This window comes from Bdellovibrio sp. MYbb2, assembly GCF_056175685.1.
This window is the reverse complement of sequence record NZ_JBJKJI010000001.1, coordinates 1259869-1280710: the sequence shown is the minus strand read 5'-3', so window position 1 is coordinate 1280710 and position 20842 is coordinate 1259869. Positions and strand designations below refer to the sequence as shown.

Sequence of the window (20842 nt, the reverse complement as noted above, 5' to 3'; positions counted from 1 at the left end):
AGGTGGAACACCTTTCGCATTCTAATCAGCCGGAACAAATCAAAACTAAACCGAAAGGAAGTTACATGAAAAAGCTGGTAATGACTGCCTTGCTATTGGTCTCTGGTATCGCGAATGCAAAAAGCCTTTATGTTATCAAAAGCATTGATTACGACGTCACACGCTCGCAAAAAGCAGGCGAAGTGGTCTTCTGCGGCAACCTGGACAGCGAGCGCAGCCTGGTTACAGGATGTGTGAATTTGAATCTGATGGAAGACTATCAAGTGCAAGCTGCCGACGACGGCTCCATCGTTCTTACAGAAAAGTCCTCTTCCAAATCCATCCTAGTGGGCAATGTCGTGGGTGGAAACTTTATCATGGATGGCTTGGATAAGGGCTATCTGGCAGCCGCAGAATCCAACGGCCGCCTTCGCGTGAACGTACTGGTGCGCAACTCTGTCATCTTCAACGATTCTTTTGGTTGTTCCAGCATCACAGATTGCAGTTGGAATGTGTTGCGTGAAAAAAGAAACTTGTCTCTGGAAGTAAGCCTGGACGGTCAGCGTTTGGAAAAAATCAAACTGAACTAGGCCCTGTTAAATATACAAGCTTGCCCAAAAGGCCCCTCTTCACGATGGGCCTTTTTTATTGCGCTAAACAGGACCTAAGTCGGTCCTCCCCTACCAAAGCCTTGTACCCTAACACAAAAACCTCTCACAATATGTATCTGAGTTCTGCCTCAGACACCCAAGGAGGGGTTATGAAAAAGACCACCATGTGGATGGCTGCTGTTGCCATTTCCGCTATCAGCTTTTTGCCGCTGCAAAACGCACAATCCGTAGATACCACTCAATATTGGATGAAGGTTCGCGCTGAAGACAAATTCCAGCGAAGCTTGGTTGCCAATACCGGAGCTTCCATCGAAGCGACTCGTGAAGACTACGTGATCGCGGTCGGCAGCCTGGAAGAAAAAAACGCCGTCGAAAAACTGGGACTGCTTGAAGTCAGCTTCCCGATGACCGACGCCATGGACTTCCCGGCGAAAGATGCCGCTTTCCATAACTATGCGGAAATGACCGACAAACTTAGAACTCTGACTTCCCAACACACCGACATTTCCCAGATGAACTCCATCGGAAAGTCACTTGAAGGGCGTGACATCTGGGCGATTCGTATTTCCGGTGACCTTGCCAATGCTGACACTTTTCCCGCGGCGATCTTTATGGGTGGTCACCACGCGCGTGAACATCTGTCTATCGAGCTGCCTCTTTATTATGTCGAATACCTGCTGACCGAATATGCCAAAGGCAATCCGCGTATTCAGCGTCTGGTGAATGCGCGCGATCTGCACTTCATCCCGATGGTCAACCCGGACGGTGCTGAATTTGATATTTCCACCGGCAGCTACAAATCCTGGAGAAAAAACCGCAGACAAAACAGCAACGGAACTTATGGTGTGGATCTGAACCGCAACTATGGCTACGGCTGGGGTGGCGGTGGCGCCAGCACAAGTCCAAGCAGTGACACGTTCCGCGGACCCTCGGCATTCAGTGAACCTGAAACCCAGGCGATCAAACGCTATGTGGAATCTCACGAAAACATCACAAGCCTGCTTTCGTTCCACACGTTCTCGCAGTTGATCTTGTATCCTTGGGGCCACCAGTACGAAGGCATTTCCAACACTCGTGACAAACAAGTTCACGAAGTGATGGCAAAAAAGATGGCTGAATGGAATGGTTACCAGCCACAGCAGTCTTCCGGTCTTTACATCGCCAGCGGGGACACCACAGACTGGTCCTACGGTGAACACAAGATTATTTCTTTCACCTTCGAACTTGATCCGGCCAACAGCGGCTGGGGTTCTGGCGGATTCTATCCGGGCGCGCAGATCATCCCGGAAGTGCAAAGAAAAAATCTGGAGCCGGTGCTTTACATGATCGAGTACGCTGACAATCCTTATCGCGTGCTTGATGGCAACGGACCAATCTTCAAACCCTAGTTTATCGAATCAAAATTAACTCTGAAAAAGGCGGCGCAAGTCGCCTTTTTTATTGTCGTTCGACATTGAATTTTTGAAATTTACTTAGCGAAGGTCCAAAAAAAACAATTGGACTGTCAGAAAAGACCGGACCGACTTCATGCTTGGTGTATGCCAAAGATCAGCTATCAAATCATTCCGCTTCATCATGTGTGCGATACTCAAAAAGAACTTCTGAACGAAGTTTACGGACTGTGGGAGGACACCTTCGGGCGCGTCCTGAACCGCGCCGGAGTTGAACTGGATCACGACGATTTCTTCCGTTGTCATGCAGCGGGAGTACTGCTGTATAAAAACGAAATTGTCGGATTCAATCTGTTCACCACTTTCGATCTGAATCTGCGTGCGCATCAGAATCACAACTATTTCAAAGAACTTGATCCCCAATTCGTAAAATCAGTCACCAAACAGGGCAACAAAATCATGACCATGGAATATTTCACGCTGGCCCCGTTGTGGCGCAAGCAGTCCCAGGAAATCCCCTGGGGTGAGATTCTGACGGGCCTGGGTTTGTTCTATATGGATCAGTCCCCGGCGGACTTTGTCGTCGGAACCCCGCGGGTGGATTTGAAAGTCGATACCATGTGCGAACGCCTGGGGGCCACCATCCAGGGGCACGTCGAAAAAATGAACTACAAGTGCGCCATTGCCGTGTTTGAGAAAAAAGTTGAGAGAAGCTTTGAAAATCCGCTGACTCACCATTGGGTGCGCAAGCTGTGGGAAAAGTACACTCACCACAAGGCTGAAAAGCTGCAAAAACAACAGCAAATGGTCAACGCCGTGGAAAACTCCGCCTCACCGCCTCCATTTGAGCTGACCCTTGCCGAGGCGGCCGCCTAAGATTACACTCTAGGCCATTCCCATACCCGGAGGTATTGAAGTGGCCTATCACGTTCACAGCGACAAACCGTATTTCGACCTGATCATCGGAGACAAAACATTTTCATCCTGGTCCATGCGTGCGTGGCTGGTGGCTGTACAATCCGGTTTGCCATTCCGTGAAATCAACATCACTTTGGATCAGCCAAAAACAGCAGAACAGATCGCAAAGTTTTCTCCATCCGGTAAAGTGCCGGCTTTGAAACAAGGCAAAATTATCCTGTGGGATTCTTTGGCGATTGCCGAATACCTGAATGAACTTTCTCCGGAAGCGAAATTGTGGCCTGAAGACATCGGCGCCCGCGCACTGGCCCGCACCTATGCGGCGGAAGTGCATTCCGGTTTTGCCTCTTTGCGCTCGCAACTGAGCATGGATCTGAAACACACCGAAGAAGTCCGTCACCTGACCCCGGGAACCATCGCGGACATCAACCGCATCCTGGAAATGTGGACCAACGCTTTGAAAGTCAGCGAAGGGCCTTACCTGTTTGGTGACTTCAGCATTGCCGATGCGTTCTTTGCCCCGATTGTCTTCCGCTTCCTGTCTTACAAAATTCAGATCAAAGACAAGATGGCCAAAGCCTATATGAAGAACATCCAGGATCACCATGGCGTGCAATTCTGGGTCGAAGAAGCGATGAAAGAGAAAACTCCCCGTAAAGTCTTTTGACAGTCGGGAAAAGCTTTCACTAAGCCCCGACAGCCCCTTTACATATAGACACGAAAAGGTGAACTTCTGATCCCATGAAGTTCACCTTTTTTTCTTTCCTGCTCGTTCTTTTCACCAGCTCCCAAGCCCTGGCTGAGCGCGCGATCGTGATGATGAACGACACCAAGGCATTTGAGCGAACGCTAAACACGCGTGGCACCTGGTCCCAGGTCATTCCGGGAAAAATTGAAAAAAGTCTTCCGCAATTAAACACCTTTATCGTGGACACCAACACCCCTGCTGAACTGGAACGACTGAAGTTGTCCCCCGGTGTTGCTTACGTCGAAAAAGAATACTTCCATCCAGCCCCACCGGTTGTCAGTTCTGGAGTGGAGCTTGTTAACACCGACGTCGTCAAACCCGGCGTCCCGTGGGGCCTGAAGGCCGTGAAGGCTCCGCAAGCCTGGGCGCTTTCCAACAAGGGTGAAGGCGTGCGCGTGCTGGTTTTGGATAGCGGCATGAACGCCAGCCATCCCTCACTTGCACCGAACTTTGAAAAAGGCCGTAACTTTACCGGCGATGGCGATGTGACGGATTTCTCGGATCGCACCGGGCATGGCACCCACGTGGGGGGTACTATTGCGGCGGCCGATGACGGTGAAGGTTTTTCTGGCGTGGCGCCAAAGGCGACTCTATTGGCGGGTAAAGTCTGTCAGGATGGCGGCTGTTCAAATGTGGCCATCGTGGCGGCGATCTCTTGGGGTATTGATCAGGGGGTGGATGTGATGAATCTGTCCCTGGGAAGCTCGGGCAGCGGGTCCCCCGCGGAACAAGCAGCCCTGCTTCGTGCAGACCAGGCTGGCATCAGTGTCGTGGCCGCCACGGGCAATTATGGAGTGAATGAAGTGCTGTTCCCCGCCTCGGCGTCGACTGTGATTGGTGTTGGTGCGGTGGACAGGAATTTGAGTCATGCGGTGTTTTCCCAGTACGGACCGGAAGTTGCCGTGGTGGCTCCGGGCGTGCAGATTGTTTCAACTATTCCACTGGGTTCGGGTCGCTCCAGCACGCTGAAAATTTCCAATTCCAGTTTGCAGGAAACCAGCACCGCCTATCACCTGCGCGGCACCGCCACACCCTTTGAGGATCTGACCCGCACGGTGGTGGATTGTGGATCCGGCCTGCCGTCGAATTTTGCGGGCAAGGACGTCAAAGACAAACACGTTCTGATCACCATGGGTGCAGCCCCGATAGAGGATCTGATCCGCAATGCCATGCGCGCAGGGGCCAACAGCGTAATCGTGGTGAACAATGCCGCGGGCGTCATCGACACCCGGTTGTTCGATCGCGACAATGTGCTGTTCGCGGTGGGCATGTTTGTCGATGCAAAACTGGGGGCAAAGATCCGTGCCACTATAAAAGATCAGCCAGAAACACAGATCACTCTGAACACCGTCCCGACCAGTTACAAAGAAACATTCGGCACCTCTATGGCCAGCCCCCATGTGGCGGGCGTGGTGGCTTTGGTGAAAGCTGCCAATAAAGACATTAAACCTTCTCAGATGAAGGCTTTGATCATGAAGACGGCTTCTCCTATCACCCCGAACCCAGACAACCGTTTTGGCAAAGGCCTGGTCAATGCCGAAGCCGCCGTTAAAGCTGCCCTAAGTTCCCAATAGTGTCGGCTGTCAAATTATGAGACAGTCATTTGATTTCAGACGGCTCTTATTTGCATATAAAACTGGCCGGAACCTTGCTGATTAGGACGCCAGTGCTTATTGGAGTGCGAACATGATGAAGCTCTTGTTGGTTGTAGCTGTGATTATTGGATTGGGTGCTTTCCGTGCGGAAGCCGCCCCGCTTTGCCATGTGGCGAAGTCCACCAAGCTTGCGATGGATCAGCGCGATGATCTGCGCCTGAAATGTCTGAAGCAGAAAAAGAATCAAATCAACGTGACTCAGTGTCTGGCTGTGGCTGGCACCATGGAGTATTCCACCAACGCTGAAGACGCCCGCCTGGTTTGTCTGTATGACCTTCGCCAACAGCCAAATCTGAAAGAATGCCACGCAATCACCAAGCTGATGGAGTTCCCGGACTCGGGCGACGAAGCTCGCTGGGAATGCCTGCGTAAGTTCAACCGCACGATCTCTAAAAAACAATGCCAGAAGCTGGCTAAATCCATGAGCTATCCAGCCAATGAAGAGCGCGCCCAAGTTTATTGCGAGCAGGAGCTGCAGTAGTATTGTCCGGTTTTATAGGCAGTCCTAGGCAACATCAGAGACCCGGTCTAACATGAATGTATGACAAGACTTGCTGGCGACTCCAATATCAGGAGTCCTCAGCTATGAATAAAACCTCGTATTTTTCTTCATTATTTATTTACAAACATTACAGAATTGCAAAAAACCAGACTTGCCCCCGCGTCCAGTCAACCCTATTCTGTCCTCATGGAACTAGGTCCTCAGAAAGGGTTTTCCGTGAACATGATGTCATCTGAAGAAAAAACGAAGAAAACTAAGATTATTGTAAAGGCTCCCACACAAGAACGTTCTCGCCAGACAGTAGCAACAATCCTTGATGCCTGCTCCCGCCTCTTGGTCAGTGAAGGTTTCTATTCAATCACGACCGATAAAATTGCCAAAGAAGCCGGCGTTAGCATCGGTTCTTTGTATCAGTTCTTTGGTAACAAAGAGTCTGTGGTTCAGGCGGTTGTGAAAAACATCCTTGAAGAAGACAAACGCATCTTCAGCGAGAAAATGCGCGCCATTTCCCCATTGGCACCTGAACAACGCGTGAAGGGCATGATTGAACTGGCTGTTGAAACCACTCGTCGCAACTCGGAACTTCGCTCTAAACTGACCACCATTCAGTACTATGTTGCCGAAGCTGCATATATGTCCGAGACAATCCGTTTCTTCCAGGAAGTTGTCCGCTACAACCTTCCGCAGATCCCGGGCCGCGACATGGAAAAGGTTTCTTACATCATGGTGAATGCCTTCATCGGCCTGACCAACACCATGGCTATCGACAACCCGACTGCGATCCACGATGCAGCCGTGGTTGAAGAGATCTACCAGCTGTTCCACAAATTCCTGGATCTGGGCGCATCTGCGACAGCTCCAGCTATGAACCGCAGCAAAGGTGATTTCATCTAAGCTGTTTGCACAAATGAAAATAAAAAAGGGAGCTTTCAAAGCTCCCTTTTTTTATTCCCAATTTTCAGTCTCGGTCTCTATTTTCTTTTGTCTTCCATCGCCACCATGCGGTCACGGCGGGCCAGGGTGATCAAAGCGACATTGTATTTGTCCTTTGGTACCGCGATCACCGTTTTAGCCGGGATCGGGTGACCCTTGCGGGCCTTGAAAGTCAGGTGCGGATTGAACACCTGGGCTTTGCGATCATCGCCATCAAACCAAGCAACGATTTCTTTGTACTTCACAGACACCGGCAATTTCAAATCCTGGGAATCCAAAGGCTTGGACCAAACCACAGAACCGAAATACTTACCTGCGTTCTTTTCAACTTCCAATGCCGCCAGGAAGCTTGCATAGAAGTTACGGGATGCGAAACCGAAGGTCTTGCTGGATTTCACATCCGTCACCAGTTCACCCAGTTCGCGGGTGCCGTACTTTTCAGTCAGCTTGCGCACGCCCGTAGGACCGTGATTGTAACCCGTCACCGCCAGTGGCCAGGAATTCAGCATGGAATAGTTCTGACGAAGAAGTTTCGCCGCCAGCTTTGTCGCTTCCATCGGATGGTTGCGGTTGTCCACGGTCGCAGAAATCATTTTATAAGGCTTTGCCGTGTAAGGCATGATCTGCCAAAGACCGCTTGCACCCACTTTGGAACGAGCCATGATATTGAAAGAACTTTCAACAAACGCCAGACGCGTCAGTTCCACCGGAACTTTGGCATCGCGGAAGATCTTTTCCATGTCTTCGATATAACGACCGGAATAGAAGATTGCATCCTGCATGCGGTCTTTTTGACCCAGCTGGAAACGCAGACGCTCTTTGGCTTCCGGCGACGTCAGTTTTAAAGCGATTTCTTTTTTAACTTCATCGACACGATTTTGCTTCGCACGCTCAGTCGTCAGGCCCGTCAGATCAACGATCTCGTAAACCTTCTCAACATTTTCAGAATCGTGAATCACACCCTGATTGGTGGAATATTTAGTATAGATATCAATCCAGAACTGAACTTGCTTGTCCATGCCCTTCGGGATGGAGAAAGCGGTCTCATTGTATCCCAGGGACGCCGTTTGATCTGCGAACACCGGAGCACGCCAAGGACGGCTTTCTTCCGGGCTTCTTCCCAGCACCTGCGGCACCACTTGCTCAGCGATATTCCCCTGCGCCATCGCAACAGGAGCTCCAAGCATCAAAACGTATAGAACTGAGACACTGAGTTTCATCATGGGAGGTCCACCTTCCACCATTTCAATCGGCTTATTTTACAAGATAGATAAGTAAATTATCAAAAAACGCGCGAATCTTCGTCTCATCCGTGGAACCGTTGTAAACGAAAGAGAAAGTCACAACTCGCCCGTCCTCCAAACCCGCATAACCCGCTAATGAGACCACGCCCGTCAGGAATCCCGTTTTCGCACGCACCCAGCGTTCTGCCGGGGAATTCTTCATGCGTTTTTTCAGCGTGCCATCAACTCCCGCGATCGGCAAGGAAGTCAAAAACTCCGGCTGGACCCGGAAATCGTTGCGTAAATGCTGCAGGACCTTCCACATCGCGAAGGATGACAGCTTGTTCTGGCGCGACAAACCTGAAGGAGACTCCAGATTGTATTGTTCTGCCGGCACACCCAGACTTTGCATGTGCTCATTGATAACAAGCACGCCATCAGCCAGCGTCGCACCTTTTGTTTTTTTCACTGCCCCCAGATTCTTGGTCAGCATTTCGGCAACATAGTTGTTTGAAAACTTGTTCATGTCGGCAACCATCTGCTCAATCGGTTTGCTTTCCGATTCAGCGACCAGTTCGGCCTTCTCTGGTGTGACACCGTTGCGGATCGTTCCGGTCAGTTGAATTCCTCTTTGGGCCAGGAAAGCTTTCAGATTGTAGCCTGCCCAAAGGTCCGGCTGCGTGATGTTCTTAAAGACCACCACTTCCTTCAAACCCTGACCAATACTGCCGCCGACGTGAATCACATCCCCCGGAAACTTTTTGTCTTCATCACGATCCGCCAGCAGATTGTTCGCAGAACCACCCACAGTTTTGGCCTTATTAATCAGACGGATATAATCATTTTCCGGATCAATCGTGACGTCTGCTCCGTTACCAGCGCCGTTTGCACGAACGAAGATATTCACAGAGTTCCAGTTAAAGCTCATCGCTCCGACCGGGGCATCATAGGCACGATCCACGCGCTCTTTCTGCCGACTCATGTCGTAACGAACACTGTCGAACAGAGAATCATCAACGACGATATCCCCTTCAATTTTTTTGATTTTGGTGCGGGTGAAAGCGTTCACCAGATACCACATGTTTTCAGATACAAATGAAGGATCCCCGCCGCCTTTAAGGTACAAAGTCCCCTTTAAAGTTCCGTTTTTCAGGTCGCCGCTGGTCAAAAGCTGAGTCTTAAACTTGGTCCCCGGAGGAAACGACGCCAAAACCGCCGACGCTGTCGCAATTTTCGAAATGGATGCCGGGACCATCATCTTGTTCCCGTTCACATCCAGAAGGGTCTTCAGCTCTTCGCCTTCCCCGATGGTCGCATAAATCCCAACATCCTTGGAACTAACACCATATTTCTTGGCCAGCGCCTCAAACTCTTTGGAAATATCCTTAAACTTATCATCGGCGGAAGCAGACATCGCCACCAAAACGATCAGCAAAACATTCAGAATAATTTTCATCAAAAATTCCCTTCCCAAAAAGACCCAAATCCCGCAGACAAAACGTGTCTGGACGATGGTAATGTTCTTAGTTTTCTTTCGCAAGTCTTGGAGTCACTTGTTAGACTGAAGTTCATGAAAAAACGTGAATGGCTAATTGTGATTCTGCCACTTCTGGCGACGTGGTCCTTGGACCGCATCACCAAGATCTGGGCGACAGGAATCACGCAGTTAAAATCCCATGGTCCGGTGCACTTCGTTCTTCATCATAACCATGGGGCTATGCTGGGACTGTTCTCGGATCTGCCGTCTGTGCTGCGTATCGTGTCCCTTTCCACGGGCGGCGCGTTTTTGCTGGCGACTTATGCTTTGATTCAATACCTGCTTCCGATCAAATCCCTTACTTTGCGTTCCGGCCTTTCCATTCTGATTGGTGGAATCATCGGAAACGTCACCGACCGCATCATCTGGGGTTACGTGGTGGACTTTATCGTGGTCGGCACGCCGTCCTTGTCCAGCCCGGCGTTCAATGTCGCCGATGCCCTGCAATGGGTGGGTTATGGGCTGATCGTCTATGCCATCATCCGTGAAGGCGAACTGCTGTGGCCCGAAAACAACGTGCGCAAACAATATTGGGTGAACATGCCGTTCCAGCTGAAGTACTGCTTCATTCTGATGGGTGTGGGTTTAAGTCTGACCCTGATCTGCTCGGTGTTTTCCTATACGTACATGCGTGTGACAATTCAGGAACTGGTGGGTAATAACGCCTTTTTGCTGAATAAATTCCTGGTGCCATTTGTGATCACGTTTATGATCATCTCGGTCGCTTTCTGCGCGATTTTGTTTGCGGTAGGTCGTCTGATTTCCCACCGCATCGCCGGACCTCTTTATGCCTTTGAGCGCTTCCTGAACCAGGCCCTGGAAGGAAAGGCGGATGCTCATCTGAAACTTCGTACCGGCGATGAGTTCAAACATCTGGAAGAACTGGCCGATGAAATCAATAAACGGCTGCACCAGATTAAAAAAGAACGTACCGTAAATGTGATCGAATACAAAGAAGAGGGTTAAGCCCCCTCTTTTGGTCCTGATTTCCTTCGAAATCCACAGGTTTTCCCTCTGAATTCCGATAAACAAAGCATGCGCAGTACATTGATTGCATTCCTATTTTTGGCCATTTTCCCTTTTGCAGAGGCTCTTGCCGACAACTGCAGCATGTCCAGCATCCGAATGCAGGCCAAACAAATCGCTCAAGGCTATCAAAAATACGACATGTCGATGGAAATCGATTCACTGACTAGTCGCATGCAGAAATGCAAGATTCCAAGTCGCAAACTGGGTGTACCTGACACTTTCTATTCAACCCTGCGCACTCAAACTCTTCGAGCTGAATTCAATCGCATTCAGGTCGACATGGAACAATATGCGAACACCGGCAGAATCAACGAATTCGTGGAAGCCTATACCGCCTATGGCAAAGAGCTGGGGTTTCCTCCGAACATTCTGAAGTCCTTCACTAACGGTCTTAAAGCGAAGGCCGAAAAATCCTATGCCCGTGAAAAACAATCCTGCAAACCCATGGACGTCAGCAAAGAGATGGGCCCGGTACGAAATCAGGACTCCATCGGCTGGTGTTATGCCTTTGCTGCCGCGGATGTGCTGTCCTTCAAACTAAAAAAGAAGATCTCTGCAGCCGATATTGCCGTCAACTACAATGACAGCCTGTTCAACACAGGTGCCAAGTACGTCGGGGTCAAAGCCGGCAGCCTTGAGGGCGGCTTCCCATCCGGCGCATTGGAAGGGGCTATCGAAAAAGGTCTGTGCCTTGAAAAAGATTTCCCCAGCGAAGACAACATCAACGGTGAATACCAGGAGCTGATCACTGAGATCGACAAACTGGGCCGGGATGAAATCACTTCGTGGTCGGCCCCGAACTGTGAAAAGGTTTATCAGACCTCTCGCCGTTTGTTCCCGAATGTGAGCACCAAGGATCTGGAACACATCCTGAAAACTTCTTCGCGCGCGGATTTCATCGATCAAATGGCCAACCGCACGTGCAAACAGCGCATCAAGACCGATTTGAAAGTCTCTTCCCCATGGACCTTCCGTGAAAAGTCCTTGGGTGATGAAATTGATGAGCAATTGACGGCGAAAAATCCAGTAGTACTAAGCTACGATGCTCAGGGCCTTGGCGACCGCCGGGACTATTCCGAGCTGGGCATGCACGCCAGCGTGCTGGTGGGCCGCAGGTTCAATGAAAAGTCCGGACAGTGCGAATATCTTCTAAGAAATTCCTGGGGACGAAGCTGTGGTTTCTATGATCCTTCTTATCAGTGCAAAGAGGGTAATATCTGGATTCCGAAAGCGGACATCGTAAAACGAGGCAAGGGTGCAACATATGTTAAGTAGTCTGATTCTATTCCTGACAACGCCCCTTTTGGCTGCGGATCTGACCTGCCAAAAAGGCAGCTTCCGCATGCCGTACAACGCAGAAACCAAAGTCGTTGAAGCACAGACCTATTGTTTCAATGAAGACCGCACCGAGCTTTACTCCAAGGACTGCCAAAGCCGCAAATGCACGGCTTTCACGGTCGATATCGAGGTGAAGACGGCGGATATTCTGGACCAAAAAAGCAATCCAGGTTTCAATCTGTGCCGCAAACTGGGTGGCAAGCCGGAATTGTTGGAATTTGAAGCGTCCAAAGAATGGTTCGCTCTGGATCGCTGTGTCTTTAAGGACGGATCATTTGTAAGCACCGGCGAACTGGTGCGCCACTATCTGCGACCGCGCAAGTGATTACGACTGCGGGGCTTTCAGGCGGATGATCAAATCCCTCATGGCCTTCGCACTTTCCTCATCGTGGGTGACCATCACCGTGGTCAGTCCACGAGCCCGAATCACCTCAAGACACTGCTGCTGAACCTGATCCCGCAAAACTTTATCCAGACTTGAAAACGGCTCGTCCATCAAAAGCAGTTTCGGATCGGATGCAATGGCACGCGCAATAGCCACCCGCTGCTGCTCCCCGCCTGAAATCTGATGGGGATAACGATGTTCATGCTGCTCGATCCGGAAGTCCTGCAAAAGCTTCTTCAAAAGATCCTGGCGTTCTTCCTTGCTGTCTCGGGTGCAACCGAAAAGAATGTTCTTCGCCACCGTCAAATGCGGGAATAAAGCGTGCTGCTGAAACACCAGACCGATCTTTCTTTCCTGAGGTGGCACAAAACGTCCGGCCTCGCCCGCAATCACCTCACCACCGATGACAATGCTTCCCGCCTGCGGCTTCAGAAAGCCCGCGATCAGTTTTAACAGCGTGGTTTTGCCACTGCCGGAAGGCCCCAGCAGACAGGCGATTTTTCCTTCAGGTACCACGAAAGAAACATCGGTGACGCCCCCGACTTTATAACGATAAGAAGTATTTTTAAGCTCAATGCTCGACATCACGCCACTCCAAACTGCGTTTTTGCACCCAGTGCAAAAGAATCACGGCCACTGTAGACATCGCAATCAAAACCAAAGAATAAGGGGCTGCTTCAATATAGCGATCATCACTGGAAAATTCAAAAGCCGCCACGGCCAGGGTCTTTACATCAAAGGGACGAAGGATCAAGGTCGCCGGAAGTTCTTTGACCGTATCCAAAAACACGACAATGAAAGCCGTACACAACGACAGCATCAACAAAGGTACATGCACCAGAAAAATTGTTTTGGCTTTTCCCTTACCCAGCGAAGCCGCAGCCATATCCATTTCTTCCGGAATGCGCAACATCCCGCTGTGCAATGGACTGTAAGCCGTCGCCATAAAACGAACCGTGTAAGCAATCAGCAGACCCGCGATACTGCCGGTAATAATAAAAGTCGAACCCGTAGATTCACGCAACCAACCAAAGAGCATCATCAGCCCCACGGCCACCACCGCCCCCGGAATCGCGTATCCAAGATTTGCCAGCAACGTCACCAGACGCAGCCACTGGGCGTGAAAACGTTCCGCACACACCATCACAAAAGCCGCCGTCACGGCAAGCACTCCGGTGAAGCCACCCAGGCGCACCGACTGCCACAGGTATTCACTCAGGGATTCCATAAAACCCCATGACGTCGAATAACTGACCAGACGAAGCAAAATCCCCACTGGCAGCAAAAAACCTGCAATCACCGGCAGCGCACACGCCATCACAGCCAGCACGTTTCGCCCGCCGTGCAGCCGCACCAGATCTTTTTGCTGGTGTTGGCGCAAAGAACTGTAGCGCATCCCCCGGCGACCCAAAGCTTCAACACCCATCAGGACAAAGACAAAAATCAAAAGCAATCCCGCCAGACGAGCGGCCACCAAAGGCTCGCTCATGAAAAACCAGCTGCGATAAATGCCAGCACTGACAGTTTGCACACCCAGCACCGTGACCGTACCGATATCCGCGATGGTTTCCATCAAAGAAAGTGCAATCCCCGTGGCGATAAAAGGCCGTGCCGCAGGCAGTGCAATCTTGCGGAAGAAACGTGCGGGATAAGTCCCCAGAGTCGCAGCGGCTTCCCACCATTCACGGGGTTGAGACAAGAAAGCTGTGCGCGCCAGAAGGTAAACGTAAGGAGTGGTGGAAATTCCCAGCACCCACATCGCCCCACCCAAGCTGCGAAACTGCGGGAACCAGTAATCCCCACGGGACGACCAGCCCATCCAGTCACGCAAGAGGGTCTGCACGGGACCGGCGTATTCAAACAACCAGCCATAAGAATATGCCGAGATATAAGCCGGAACCGCCAGGGGCAGAATCATGCCCCATTCAAGCCAGCGGCGGCCCGTGAAAGAAAACTGCGAGGTCAGCCAGGCGGCTGTAACACCGAAAAATCCGCAAATCGTGGCCACGCCCAGGCACAGCCACAACGTTTGCAGAATGTATGAATTCAAAAGATTCTCTGAGACATGCAACCAGCTGTCGGCCGTTTCAGGTGTGAACGGCAACCACCACGCGGACAACACCAGCAACAGAGGTGCTATACACAAAGATGCAACTAAGACAGCCAGAAACCTCAGCACCGGCAATTACTTCCAGCCGGCCTTGTCAGCGATGCGAGTCGCATCTTTGCTGTGATTCGCCCACACAGACAAATTAGTGCCTTCATTTTTATACGGTCCCCACGCTGCCAATACAGCGTCCGCTTTGACCGCCGGATTCACCGGGAATTCTTTGTTGGCGGCTGCATAGATGTTCTGTGCGTGATCCGCTGTCAGGAACTCAAGCAGCTTCTGGGCATTTTTAGTGTTCTTGCTGCTTTTAAGCAAACCACCACCACTGATGTTCACGTGCGCGCCAGTCAAATCCCCTTTACCGGCTTTTTGATTCGGGAAGAAGATCCCCACTTTTTGCGCAACCAGTTTGTCTTCCGGAAGTTCAGACACCATCATACGACCGAAATAGTAGCTGTTCGCCACCGCAAGTTTCGCTTCGCCTGCCGCAACGGCTTTCAACTGATCCGAGTCCCCGCCTTGAGGAGGACGTGCCAGATTCGCCACGAAACCATCCGCCCATTTCTGGGCGTCTTTCACACCGTGTACAGACACGATGTTCGCCAGCAGAGACTGGTTGTAGGGGTGAGAAGACGAACGAGTCAGGATCTCACCTTTCCAGCGCGGGCTTGCCAGATCTTCATATGTGGAAAGCTCTTCTGGTTTTACTTTTTCTTTATTGTAGAAAATCGCACGCACGCGTTTGCTCAGGGCGAACCACTGGTTGTCCTTGTCGCGATAGATCGCCGGAACGTTCTTTTCAAGCACTGTGGATTTCACAGGTGCGAACAGGCCCTTGTCTTTGGCGATAGTCAGATTGGCAACATCCACTGTGATCAGAATATCCGCCGGGCTGGAAGCACCTTCAGATTCAAGACGCGCAATCAGCTTCGGAGCATCGTCAGAAAGGAATTTCACGGCGATGCCGGTTTCTTTGGTGAACTGATCAAAGATAGGTTTGATCAATTCCTCTTTGCGGGCAGAGTAAACAACGATTTCTTCTTTGGTGACCTTATCAGCGGCCACAGCAGGAACGGATTGAAAAACAGTGGCCAATAGCAAGCCGGCATACAACATCATTTTGGAAGACATGATGGATCCTTTCTCTTCGAGGACAGTGTTATTAAAACCCGTGCAACCTATCCCAGGACCCCTGCCCGGGCAAGAAAAGCGCCCTAATTGACGGTAATGAAAAGCTAAAGAAAAACGCCTTGGAATTACCCTTTGCGGCGAAAGTGAAGAGTCCCCGCAACTGCCGCCACCGGAGCGGGTATTTGCTACATTCCGGGGAACCGATCCCCCCGATTTTAAAGACTTTTTTCAGGTCCCGCTGGCTTTTGCCAAGGCCTGTGTTATACCGTTCGCCATGAACGAAACCACGCCTCTTAAAGCCGTCCTTGTCGGTATCCAACTTCAACGCACTTCAGATCAGGAACTTAAGGGTTCTTTGACGGAACTTTCCCGTCTGGTCACCACTCTTGGGTATGAAGTTGTCGGTCAAATGTCCCAGCGTCGCAGCTCTACCAAAACCGCCACCGTGCTGGGTGATGGTAAACTGAAAGAGCTGGCCGAGTGGACCGGCGGTACGGGCAAAATCAGTCCGAACTTCACCAAGAAAAAACACAAAGCGGCTTTGCGCTTTAAAAAAGATGAAGAAGAAGACGATCTCTTCGGCGATGACGTCGAAGAAGTTTTCGAGGTCGAAGAGGGTGCCGAGGACATGGACTCCACCGGTGACACGACTCCCCAGGAAAAAGCTCAGGTCGTTGTTATTGACTGTGACCTTTCCCCATCCCAGTTGCGCAATCTTGAAAGCGCCACTGGCGCACAGGTTCTGGATCGCACGGGCGTGATCATTGAAATCTTCAGCCGTCACGCACGCACTCGCGCGGCCCGCCTGCAGGTTGAAATTGCACGTTTGACGTATGTAGCTCCGCGCATGCGTGAATCCACAGCTGGCGATGACCGTCAGGGTGGTGGCGGTAAAGGGGCTGGTGAAACCAGCATCGAGCTGGATCGCCGTAAGATCCGCGACCGCATCAAAGAACTGAAACAGGAACTGGCTTCCATTTCCCAGGAACTGGACACGCGCCGTTCCCGCCGCGAACAAGAGCTGACTGTGGCACTGGTGGGTTACACCAATGCGGGCAAGTCTTCCTTGATGCGTGCATTGACCGGCAGTGACGTACTGATCGCCGACAAACTGTTTGCAACCCTGGACACCACGGTTCGTGTGCTTTATCCCGAAACACGTCCCAAGATGCTTGTGTCCGACACTGTTGGATTCATCAAAAAACTTCCCCATGATCTGGTGGCGTCTTTCAAATCCACTTTGGATGAAGCGGCAAATGCCTCTTTGCTTTTGTATACGGTGGACTGCTCTGACCCGACCTTCCGCTCACAACTGGAAGTCACCCGCACGGTATTGGCCGAAGTGGGCGCTCAGGACATCCCGAGCATGCTGATCTTCAACAAGCGCGATCGCCTGTCACAGGAAGAAGAAGCGGAACTGGCGAAGGAATTCCCGGAAGCGCACTTCATGTCGGCCAAGAATCCGGACGACATCGCAGCTTTGCACACGAAACTTGTGAAGCACTTTGAAAATGCCATGGTCGAAGAAGACGTTCTGATCCCGTACACCACTCAGGGTGCCATCGGTGATATCCGCGCAAAAATGCGCGTGCTTTCAGAAAACTATGAAGCCAACGGCGTGATGCTGAAAGTTCGCGCTCGCAAAGAAGACCTGGAGCAAATCAAAGAACGCTTCGGTCTGGCCCCAGGCAAAGGCAAAAAGAAAAAGCTAAGCTGGAACATCGACGAAGAATAACCAAACTCAAGCACGCTGAAGAATGAATTTGCACAAGGCGCAAGGAGGAAGGCGTACTCCCTGTACGCCGACGACGAGCAACGCAGCTGCAAATTCATTATCCAGCGTGCGCCTTAGATCCAGATGATTTGGGCGTCGCTGACTCTGTTTAGATAGTATCGTTTTGCTGCCTGATCTTTATGGCAGAACGCCTGCAGATAGTCCCCGTCTGGATTTCTGACAATTCCAATCGGGGTCACACGACGGGTGGAACCACGATCTGATCCACCTTCATAAACCATATCGATATCTTTTTTGGTCTGAATCGCTTCGATGATGGATTTAAACTGTGGCGCACTCAATGACGCCAAAGAGTATTCCTTCCACCACAGATTCTTCCCCTGGCTTTTAATGGCTCCGGCCAAGGTCATTTCCGGCGGCATCTTGGCAAAACACGCCAGGCCCACATGCAAGCAGGCTTTCGCATCGTCATAAGCACGGTGCGCCTGACCACCGTCAATGTTCAGATGTCTGACCAAAGTTTGCAGTTTGTGATTTTCCACGCCGTGAATCCATTTGCGGGAAAGAAGACTTGTGCACAAAGCCGGTTCCGGCAGCAAAGGCAGATGGTTTTTCTCGAAATCAATAGCCATGAACCCCAGATCGAATGGTGCGTGATGAGCCATTACGATGGCCCCTTTGAAGAACTCATGAATCTCGCGGATCTTTTCGGTGATCAGCGGAGCATCCGCCACCATTTCATTGGTGATACCGTGAATGCCGATAATAAAATCAGTCATCAGCTCGCGGGGCTTGAACAAAAACTGCAAACGGCCGACTTCTTCACCCTTGTACCACTTCACGGCACCAAACTCGACCACGTCATGCCCGACCGGATAAGCTCCGCTGGTTTCAGTATCAAAGGCGACATAAGTGTATTCATTCAGTGGTAAATCAAGATTCATAGCGGGCCAATCTACCTTTCTTGGGGCTGTTGGTCCAGTTCCCCGTGCAAGGCCCGCGCGAAAACTTTGTTTTTCGCGGCAGACTGGGTCACAATTAGGCGAACTATCTATGCGAAGATACATTGCTTTTACCATTATTCTGATCAGCACTTTGGGGGCCACCGCCGCCAAAGCCAGCACGTCTCCAACCTTTGCGTTGTCCGGTGATGTGAGCCTGCTTTCACACTATGTGGAACACGGGCTTTCCCAATCCGACAATTCCCCGGCTTTGCAGGGATCGTTCTGGTTCAACTTCGGATCTCAATTCCGCCTGGGAGTCTGGGGTTCGAACACGAACTATGAACATGGCGATGACCATTTCAACCTGCGCATGAATGCGGAAGTGAAAGTGGATTTCTCACAAAACGCGTCCATGGAAATCGGTTACACCAAAAGTCAGTATTATAATGGGGGCGACCATAACGGGGATCTGCTCAGCCTGCACCTGAATCTGTGGAGGTCGCGCATCATGTACGATACAAATTCCAACTGGGAAGCGACCCATGAAAAGTCAGAGCGTTTTGGTTTTGGCAATATCATGGATGTTTTCGGCGGCTGGAAATGGAACAACGAAATCGGTTACAACACGCCGGACGTTGAAACTATCAATCCGTACTTTGATGCACGAACCGGGCTGGGAACAAAATGGGGTGTGATCTTCTTTGAAGGAGCTCTCACCGCGACCAGTGAAAGCTCCCAATTTGACGGGGCTGGCGACTATTTCTTTATTCTGTCTGCATCGACGGATCTGTAATTCCCGTCTCTTCTTTCAGGTCCTGATCCACTTGCTGTTTCAGGTCCTTCTTTTCGGCCTCTTTACGGTTGCTGATCTGATTCACAAAGCTGTCATACACAGACATATCCACACGGGACGGGCCAAACAGGGTTTCCAGCTTGCGCGGCTTGTGACCATCGGAAGTGATTTCCTTCTGAGCGATCTTCACCCGGATAAAACCAACCAGCTTGGCTGGATCGATTTCACCGCGTTTTTCCTTCACACTGATGCCACCTGTGACATTCACGGTGTTGTTTTCAAGTGTGGCCATGATCTTGGCACGAACCATATCAAAGCGCTCGGAAGCGACTTTGTTCGCAGACATCACACTGCCATCCGGAACGGCCTGAATGAACAAACCTGAAGTCAGCTTGATATCCGCATCTTTCAAACCGGTGGTGATACCCTTGATCTTGTCCATGACCTTCACAAAGTTTGCATTCGGCGTGGACGTGCCACGTTCAAACAGCATGTAGTCAGGAATATCAAAATCATATCCGTCCGGAGTGACCGTGACATTCTTAGCCACGTCGGTCATCTGATCCGCCAGATAAGCCGCCACCACTTTCGTGGAACCCATGTCCAGCAGGTTTGGAGTTTTATCCGCCGGCTCCATGAAACTCTGGAAGGCCTTCAGCGGCTCATTCAGAATATCCAGGAAAAGTTTTTCCAGAGTGATTTCAGCACCGAAGTTCTGGAAGTTGTATTCAATAACAGAAGGTGTGGAGAAATAATCAGAAACCGCTTTTTTGGTTTCTTCAGATTGCCCCACCAGCCACATAACCAGGAAGAACGCCATCAAGGCCGTCATAAAGTCGGCCAAGGCCACCTTCCAGGAACCCCCGTGGTGACCTCCGCCCGAAACTATGATCTTTTTGATAACGATCGTTTGCTTTTTTTCTGCCATAGTTTATTTCCAGTCCAGTTACGGGGGCTATGCCCCCTTCACATCCTCGGCCAAGCCGATTAAGCTGCTTTCTTAATCTCTTTGGTAGCCTTGTCGACTTCGTCAAAAGATGGACGCTCTTCAGGCATGATAGAGCGACGAGCGTACTCCACACATACAATCGGAGGCGCGCCTCTTTGCAAAGCCACCATCGCGGCTTTGATGCAACCAAGGTAACGTCCTTCAGCATCGATATCCGCACCCATTTTCGTCGCAGTTGGTCCAATCAGACCGTAAGCTCCGAAAACCCCCAACATCGTACCCACCAGAGCGGAGGCAACCAGGGCACCGATCTTTTCAACCCCGTCGGTCAAATGGGCCATCGTTTTTACGATACCCAAAACCGCGGCAACGATCCCCAGACCCGGGAAACCGTCGGCCACTGTCTGCACGGCGTGAACCGCCATGTGTTCTTCGTGGTGAATGGCTTTGATGTCGGCATCAAGCAGATCATCCACATCATACGGGGACATTTCAGCGGACAGGGTGATTTTCATCGTGTCGCACAGGAAGTGAACCGCGTGATGGTTGTGCATGAAACTTGGATAGGCTTTAAAGATGTCACTCTTATCAGGTTCCTCGATGTGTTTCTCGATACCTTGAGGACCTTCTTTACGGAAAGCCTGGAACAACTGGAACATCATCTGCAACAACTCGACATAATCCTGCTTTTGCGGACCCTTTGCTGTCATTGCTTTGATAGCCATTTTGAATCCGGCTTTGATAACCTTCATCGGGTTGGCGATAATGTACGCTCCGAGGGCCGCGCCCCCGATGATCATCAGCTCCAGAGGGGCCGCCTTGATGATCACGGACATGTTACCGCCGGCTATAAGGAAGCCGCCGAACACCATCACGAATACAACTAATATACCTACAAAACCCATAAGATATGACCTCTCAGTTTCTCTAT

General features: G+C 50.9%; 20 protein-coding genes. 12 read left to right on the top strand and 8 right to left on the bottom strand.

The genetic code is table 11. The features are described from left to right. Nucleotides 1–65: 65 nt before the first annotated feature. The 7 genes from AC04MQ_RS06300 (at nucleotide 66) to AC04MQ_RS06270 (ending at nucleotide 6698) form a co-directional block, all read left to right on the top strand. The gene (locus AC04MQ_RS06300) at nucleotides 66–569 is read left to right on the top strand and encodes a hypothetical protein (RefSeq protein WP_475391556.1); all 504 of its coding nucleotides are present in this window, start codon (nucleotides 66–68) and stop codon (nucleotides 567–569) included. A gap of 170 nt (nucleotides 570–739) precedes the next feature. After that, on the top strand, nucleotides 740–1978 hold the full coding sequence (locus AC04MQ_RS06295) for a M14 family metallopeptidase (RefSeq protein ID WP_475391554.1): 1239 nt from the start codon (nucleotides 740–742) through the stop codon (nucleotides 1976–1978). A gap of 150 nt (nucleotides 1979–2128) precedes the next feature. Next, the gene (locus AC04MQ_RS06290; RefSeq protein WP_475391552.1) at nucleotides 2129–2857 is read left to right on the top strand and encodes a hypothetical protein; all 729 of its coding nucleotides are present in this window, start codon (nucleotides 2129–2131) and stop codon (nucleotides 2855–2857) included. Nucleotides 2858–2897: 40 nt separating this feature from the next. Then, nucleotides 2898–3566: a glutathione S-transferase family protein gene (locus tag AC04MQ_RS06285; RefSeq protein ID WP_015092254.1), complete on the top strand. Its 669-nt coding sequence runs from the start codon at nucleotides 2898–2900 to the stop codon at nucleotides 3564–3566. Nucleotides 3567–3640: 74 nt separating this feature from the next. Further along, a complete protein-coding gene (locus AC04MQ_RS06280) occupies nucleotides 3641–5221 on the top strand; it encodes a S8 family serine peptidase (RefSeq protein WP_475391550.1) in 1581 nt (526 codons plus the stop codon). A gap of 112 nt (nucleotides 5222–5333) precedes the next feature. Next, a complete protein-coding gene (locus AC04MQ_RS06275) occupies nucleotides 5334–5783 on the top strand; it encodes a hypothetical protein (RefSeq protein ID WP_475391548.1) in 450 nt (149 codons plus the stop codon). Between the two features lie 207 nt (nucleotides 5784–5990). Then, nucleotides 5991–6698, top strand: a complete 708-nt coding sequence (locus AC04MQ_RS06270; RefSeq protein WP_475391546.1) for a TetR/AcrR family transcriptional regulator — start codon at nucleotides 5991–5993, stop codon at nucleotides 6696–6698. A 77-nt stretch (nucleotides 6699–6775) separates the two neighbouring features. Here the strand turns inward: AC04MQ_RS06270 and AC04MQ_RS06265 are convergent, their stop codons facing one another. Both AC04MQ_RS06265 and dacB read right to left on the bottom strand, forming a co-directional pair. Beyond that, entirely contained in the window at nucleotides 6776–7960 is a 1185-nt protein-coding gene (locus AC04MQ_RS06265; RefSeq protein WP_235046160.1) for a lytic transglycosylase domain-containing protein, read from the bottom strand. A gap of 31 nt (nucleotides 7961–7991) precedes the next feature. Next, entirely contained in the window at nucleotides 7992–9416 is a 1425-nt protein-coding gene (dacB, locus tag AC04MQ_RS06260) for a D-alanyl-D-alanine carboxypeptidase/D-alanyl-D-alanine endopeptidase (protein ID WP_015092259.1), read from the bottom strand. Between the two features lie 114 nt (nucleotides 9417–9530). Between dacB and AC04MQ_RS06255 the strand changes: the two genes are divergently transcribed. The 3 genes from AC04MQ_RS06255 to AC04MQ_RS06245 all read left to right on the top strand — a co-directional run bounded on the left by AC04MQ_RS06255 (nucleotide 9531) and on the right by AC04MQ_RS06245 (nucleotide 12189). Then, nucleotides 9531–10463 carry a signal peptidase II gene (locus AC04MQ_RS06255; protein ID WP_015092260.1) on the top strand — a complete coding sequence of 311 codons (933 nt, stop codon included), beginning with the start codon at nucleotides 9531–9533 and terminating at the stop codon, nucleotides 10461–10463. Nucleotides 10464–10607: 144 nt separating this feature from the next. Beyond that, nucleotides 10608–11801, top strand: coding sequence for a C1 family peptidase (locus AC04MQ_RS06250; RefSeq protein ID WP_475391543.1), 1194 nt, complete (start codon nucleotides 10608–10610; stop codon nucleotides 11799–11801). Then, nucleotides 11791–12189, top strand: a complete 399-nt coding sequence (locus tag AC04MQ_RS06245; protein WP_015092262.1) for a hypothetical protein — start codon at nucleotides 11791–11793, stop codon at nucleotides 12187–12189. Before AC04MQ_RS06250 ends, AC04MQ_RS06245 begins: the two co-directional genes overlap by 11 nt. Here the strand turns inward: AC04MQ_RS06245 and AC04MQ_RS06240 are convergent, their stop codons facing one another. From AC04MQ_RS06240 to AC04MQ_RS06230, 3 genes are read right to left on the bottom strand one after another with little or no spacing between them, the layout of a single operon-like run. Then, nucleotides 12190–12834 carry an ABC transporter ATP-binding protein gene (locus AC04MQ_RS06240; protein WP_475391541.1) on the bottom strand — a complete coding sequence of 215 codons (645 nt, stop codon included), beginning with the start codon at nucleotides 12832–12834 and terminating at the stop codon, nucleotides 12190–12192. It lies immediately after the preceding gene. Continuing rightward, the gene (locus AC04MQ_RS06235) at nucleotides 12821–14395 is read right to left on the bottom strand and encodes an ABC transporter permease (protein WP_475391539.1); all 1575 of its coding nucleotides are present in this window, start codon (nucleotides 14393–14395) and stop codon (nucleotides 12821–12823) included. The genes AC04MQ_RS06240 and AC04MQ_RS06235 overlap by 14 nt, the downstream gene beginning before the upstream one ends. Before the next feature lie 39 nt (nucleotides 14396–14434). Further along, nucleotides 14435–15490, bottom strand: a complete 1056-nt coding sequence (locus AC04MQ_RS06230; RefSeq protein ID WP_015092265.1) for an extracellular solute-binding protein — start codon at nucleotides 15488–15490, stop codon at nucleotides 14435–14437. A gap of 274 nt (nucleotides 15491–15764) precedes the next feature. On the opposite strand from AC04MQ_RS06230, the gene hflX reads away from it, so the two are divergent. Further along, complete coding sequence (hflX, locus tag AC04MQ_RS06225; protein ID WP_015092266.1) at nucleotides 15765–17225, top strand: GTPase HflX; 1461 nt, start codon at nucleotides 15765–15767, stop codon at nucleotides 17223–17225. 113 nt (nucleotides 17226–17338) lie between these two features. Here hflX and AC04MQ_RS06220 read toward each other — a convergent pair whose 3' ends face one another. After that, on the bottom strand, nucleotides 17339–18169 hold the full coding sequence (locus AC04MQ_RS06220) for an exonuclease domain-containing protein (protein WP_015092267.1): 831 nt from the start codon (nucleotides 18167–18169) through the stop codon (nucleotides 17339–17341). A 109-nt stretch (nucleotides 18170–18278) separates the two neighbouring features. Here AC04MQ_RS06220 and AC04MQ_RS06215 point away from each other — a divergent pair, with 109 nt between their 5' ends. Further along, entirely contained in the window at nucleotides 18279–18962 is a 684-nt protein-coding gene (locus tag AC04MQ_RS06215; RefSeq protein ID WP_051026328.1) for a TorF family putative porin, read from the top strand. Here AC04MQ_RS06215 and AC04MQ_RS06210 read toward each other — a convergent pair. Continuing rightward, nucleotides 18934–19890: a flagellar motor protein MotB gene (locus tag AC04MQ_RS06210; protein ID WP_015092269.1), complete on the bottom strand. Its 957-nt coding sequence runs from the start codon at nucleotides 19888–19890 to the stop codon at nucleotides 18934–18936. The two genes, AC04MQ_RS06215 and AC04MQ_RS06210, sit on opposite strands and share 29 nt — an antisense overlap. A 59-nt stretch (nucleotides 19891–19949) precedes the next feature. Continuing rightward, entirely contained in the window at nucleotides 19950–20816 is an 867-nt protein-coding gene (motA, locus tag AC04MQ_RS06205; RefSeq protein WP_041578389.1) for a flagellar motor stator protein MotA, read from the bottom strand. Between the last annotated feature and the right edge of the window lie 26 nt (nucleotides 20817–20842).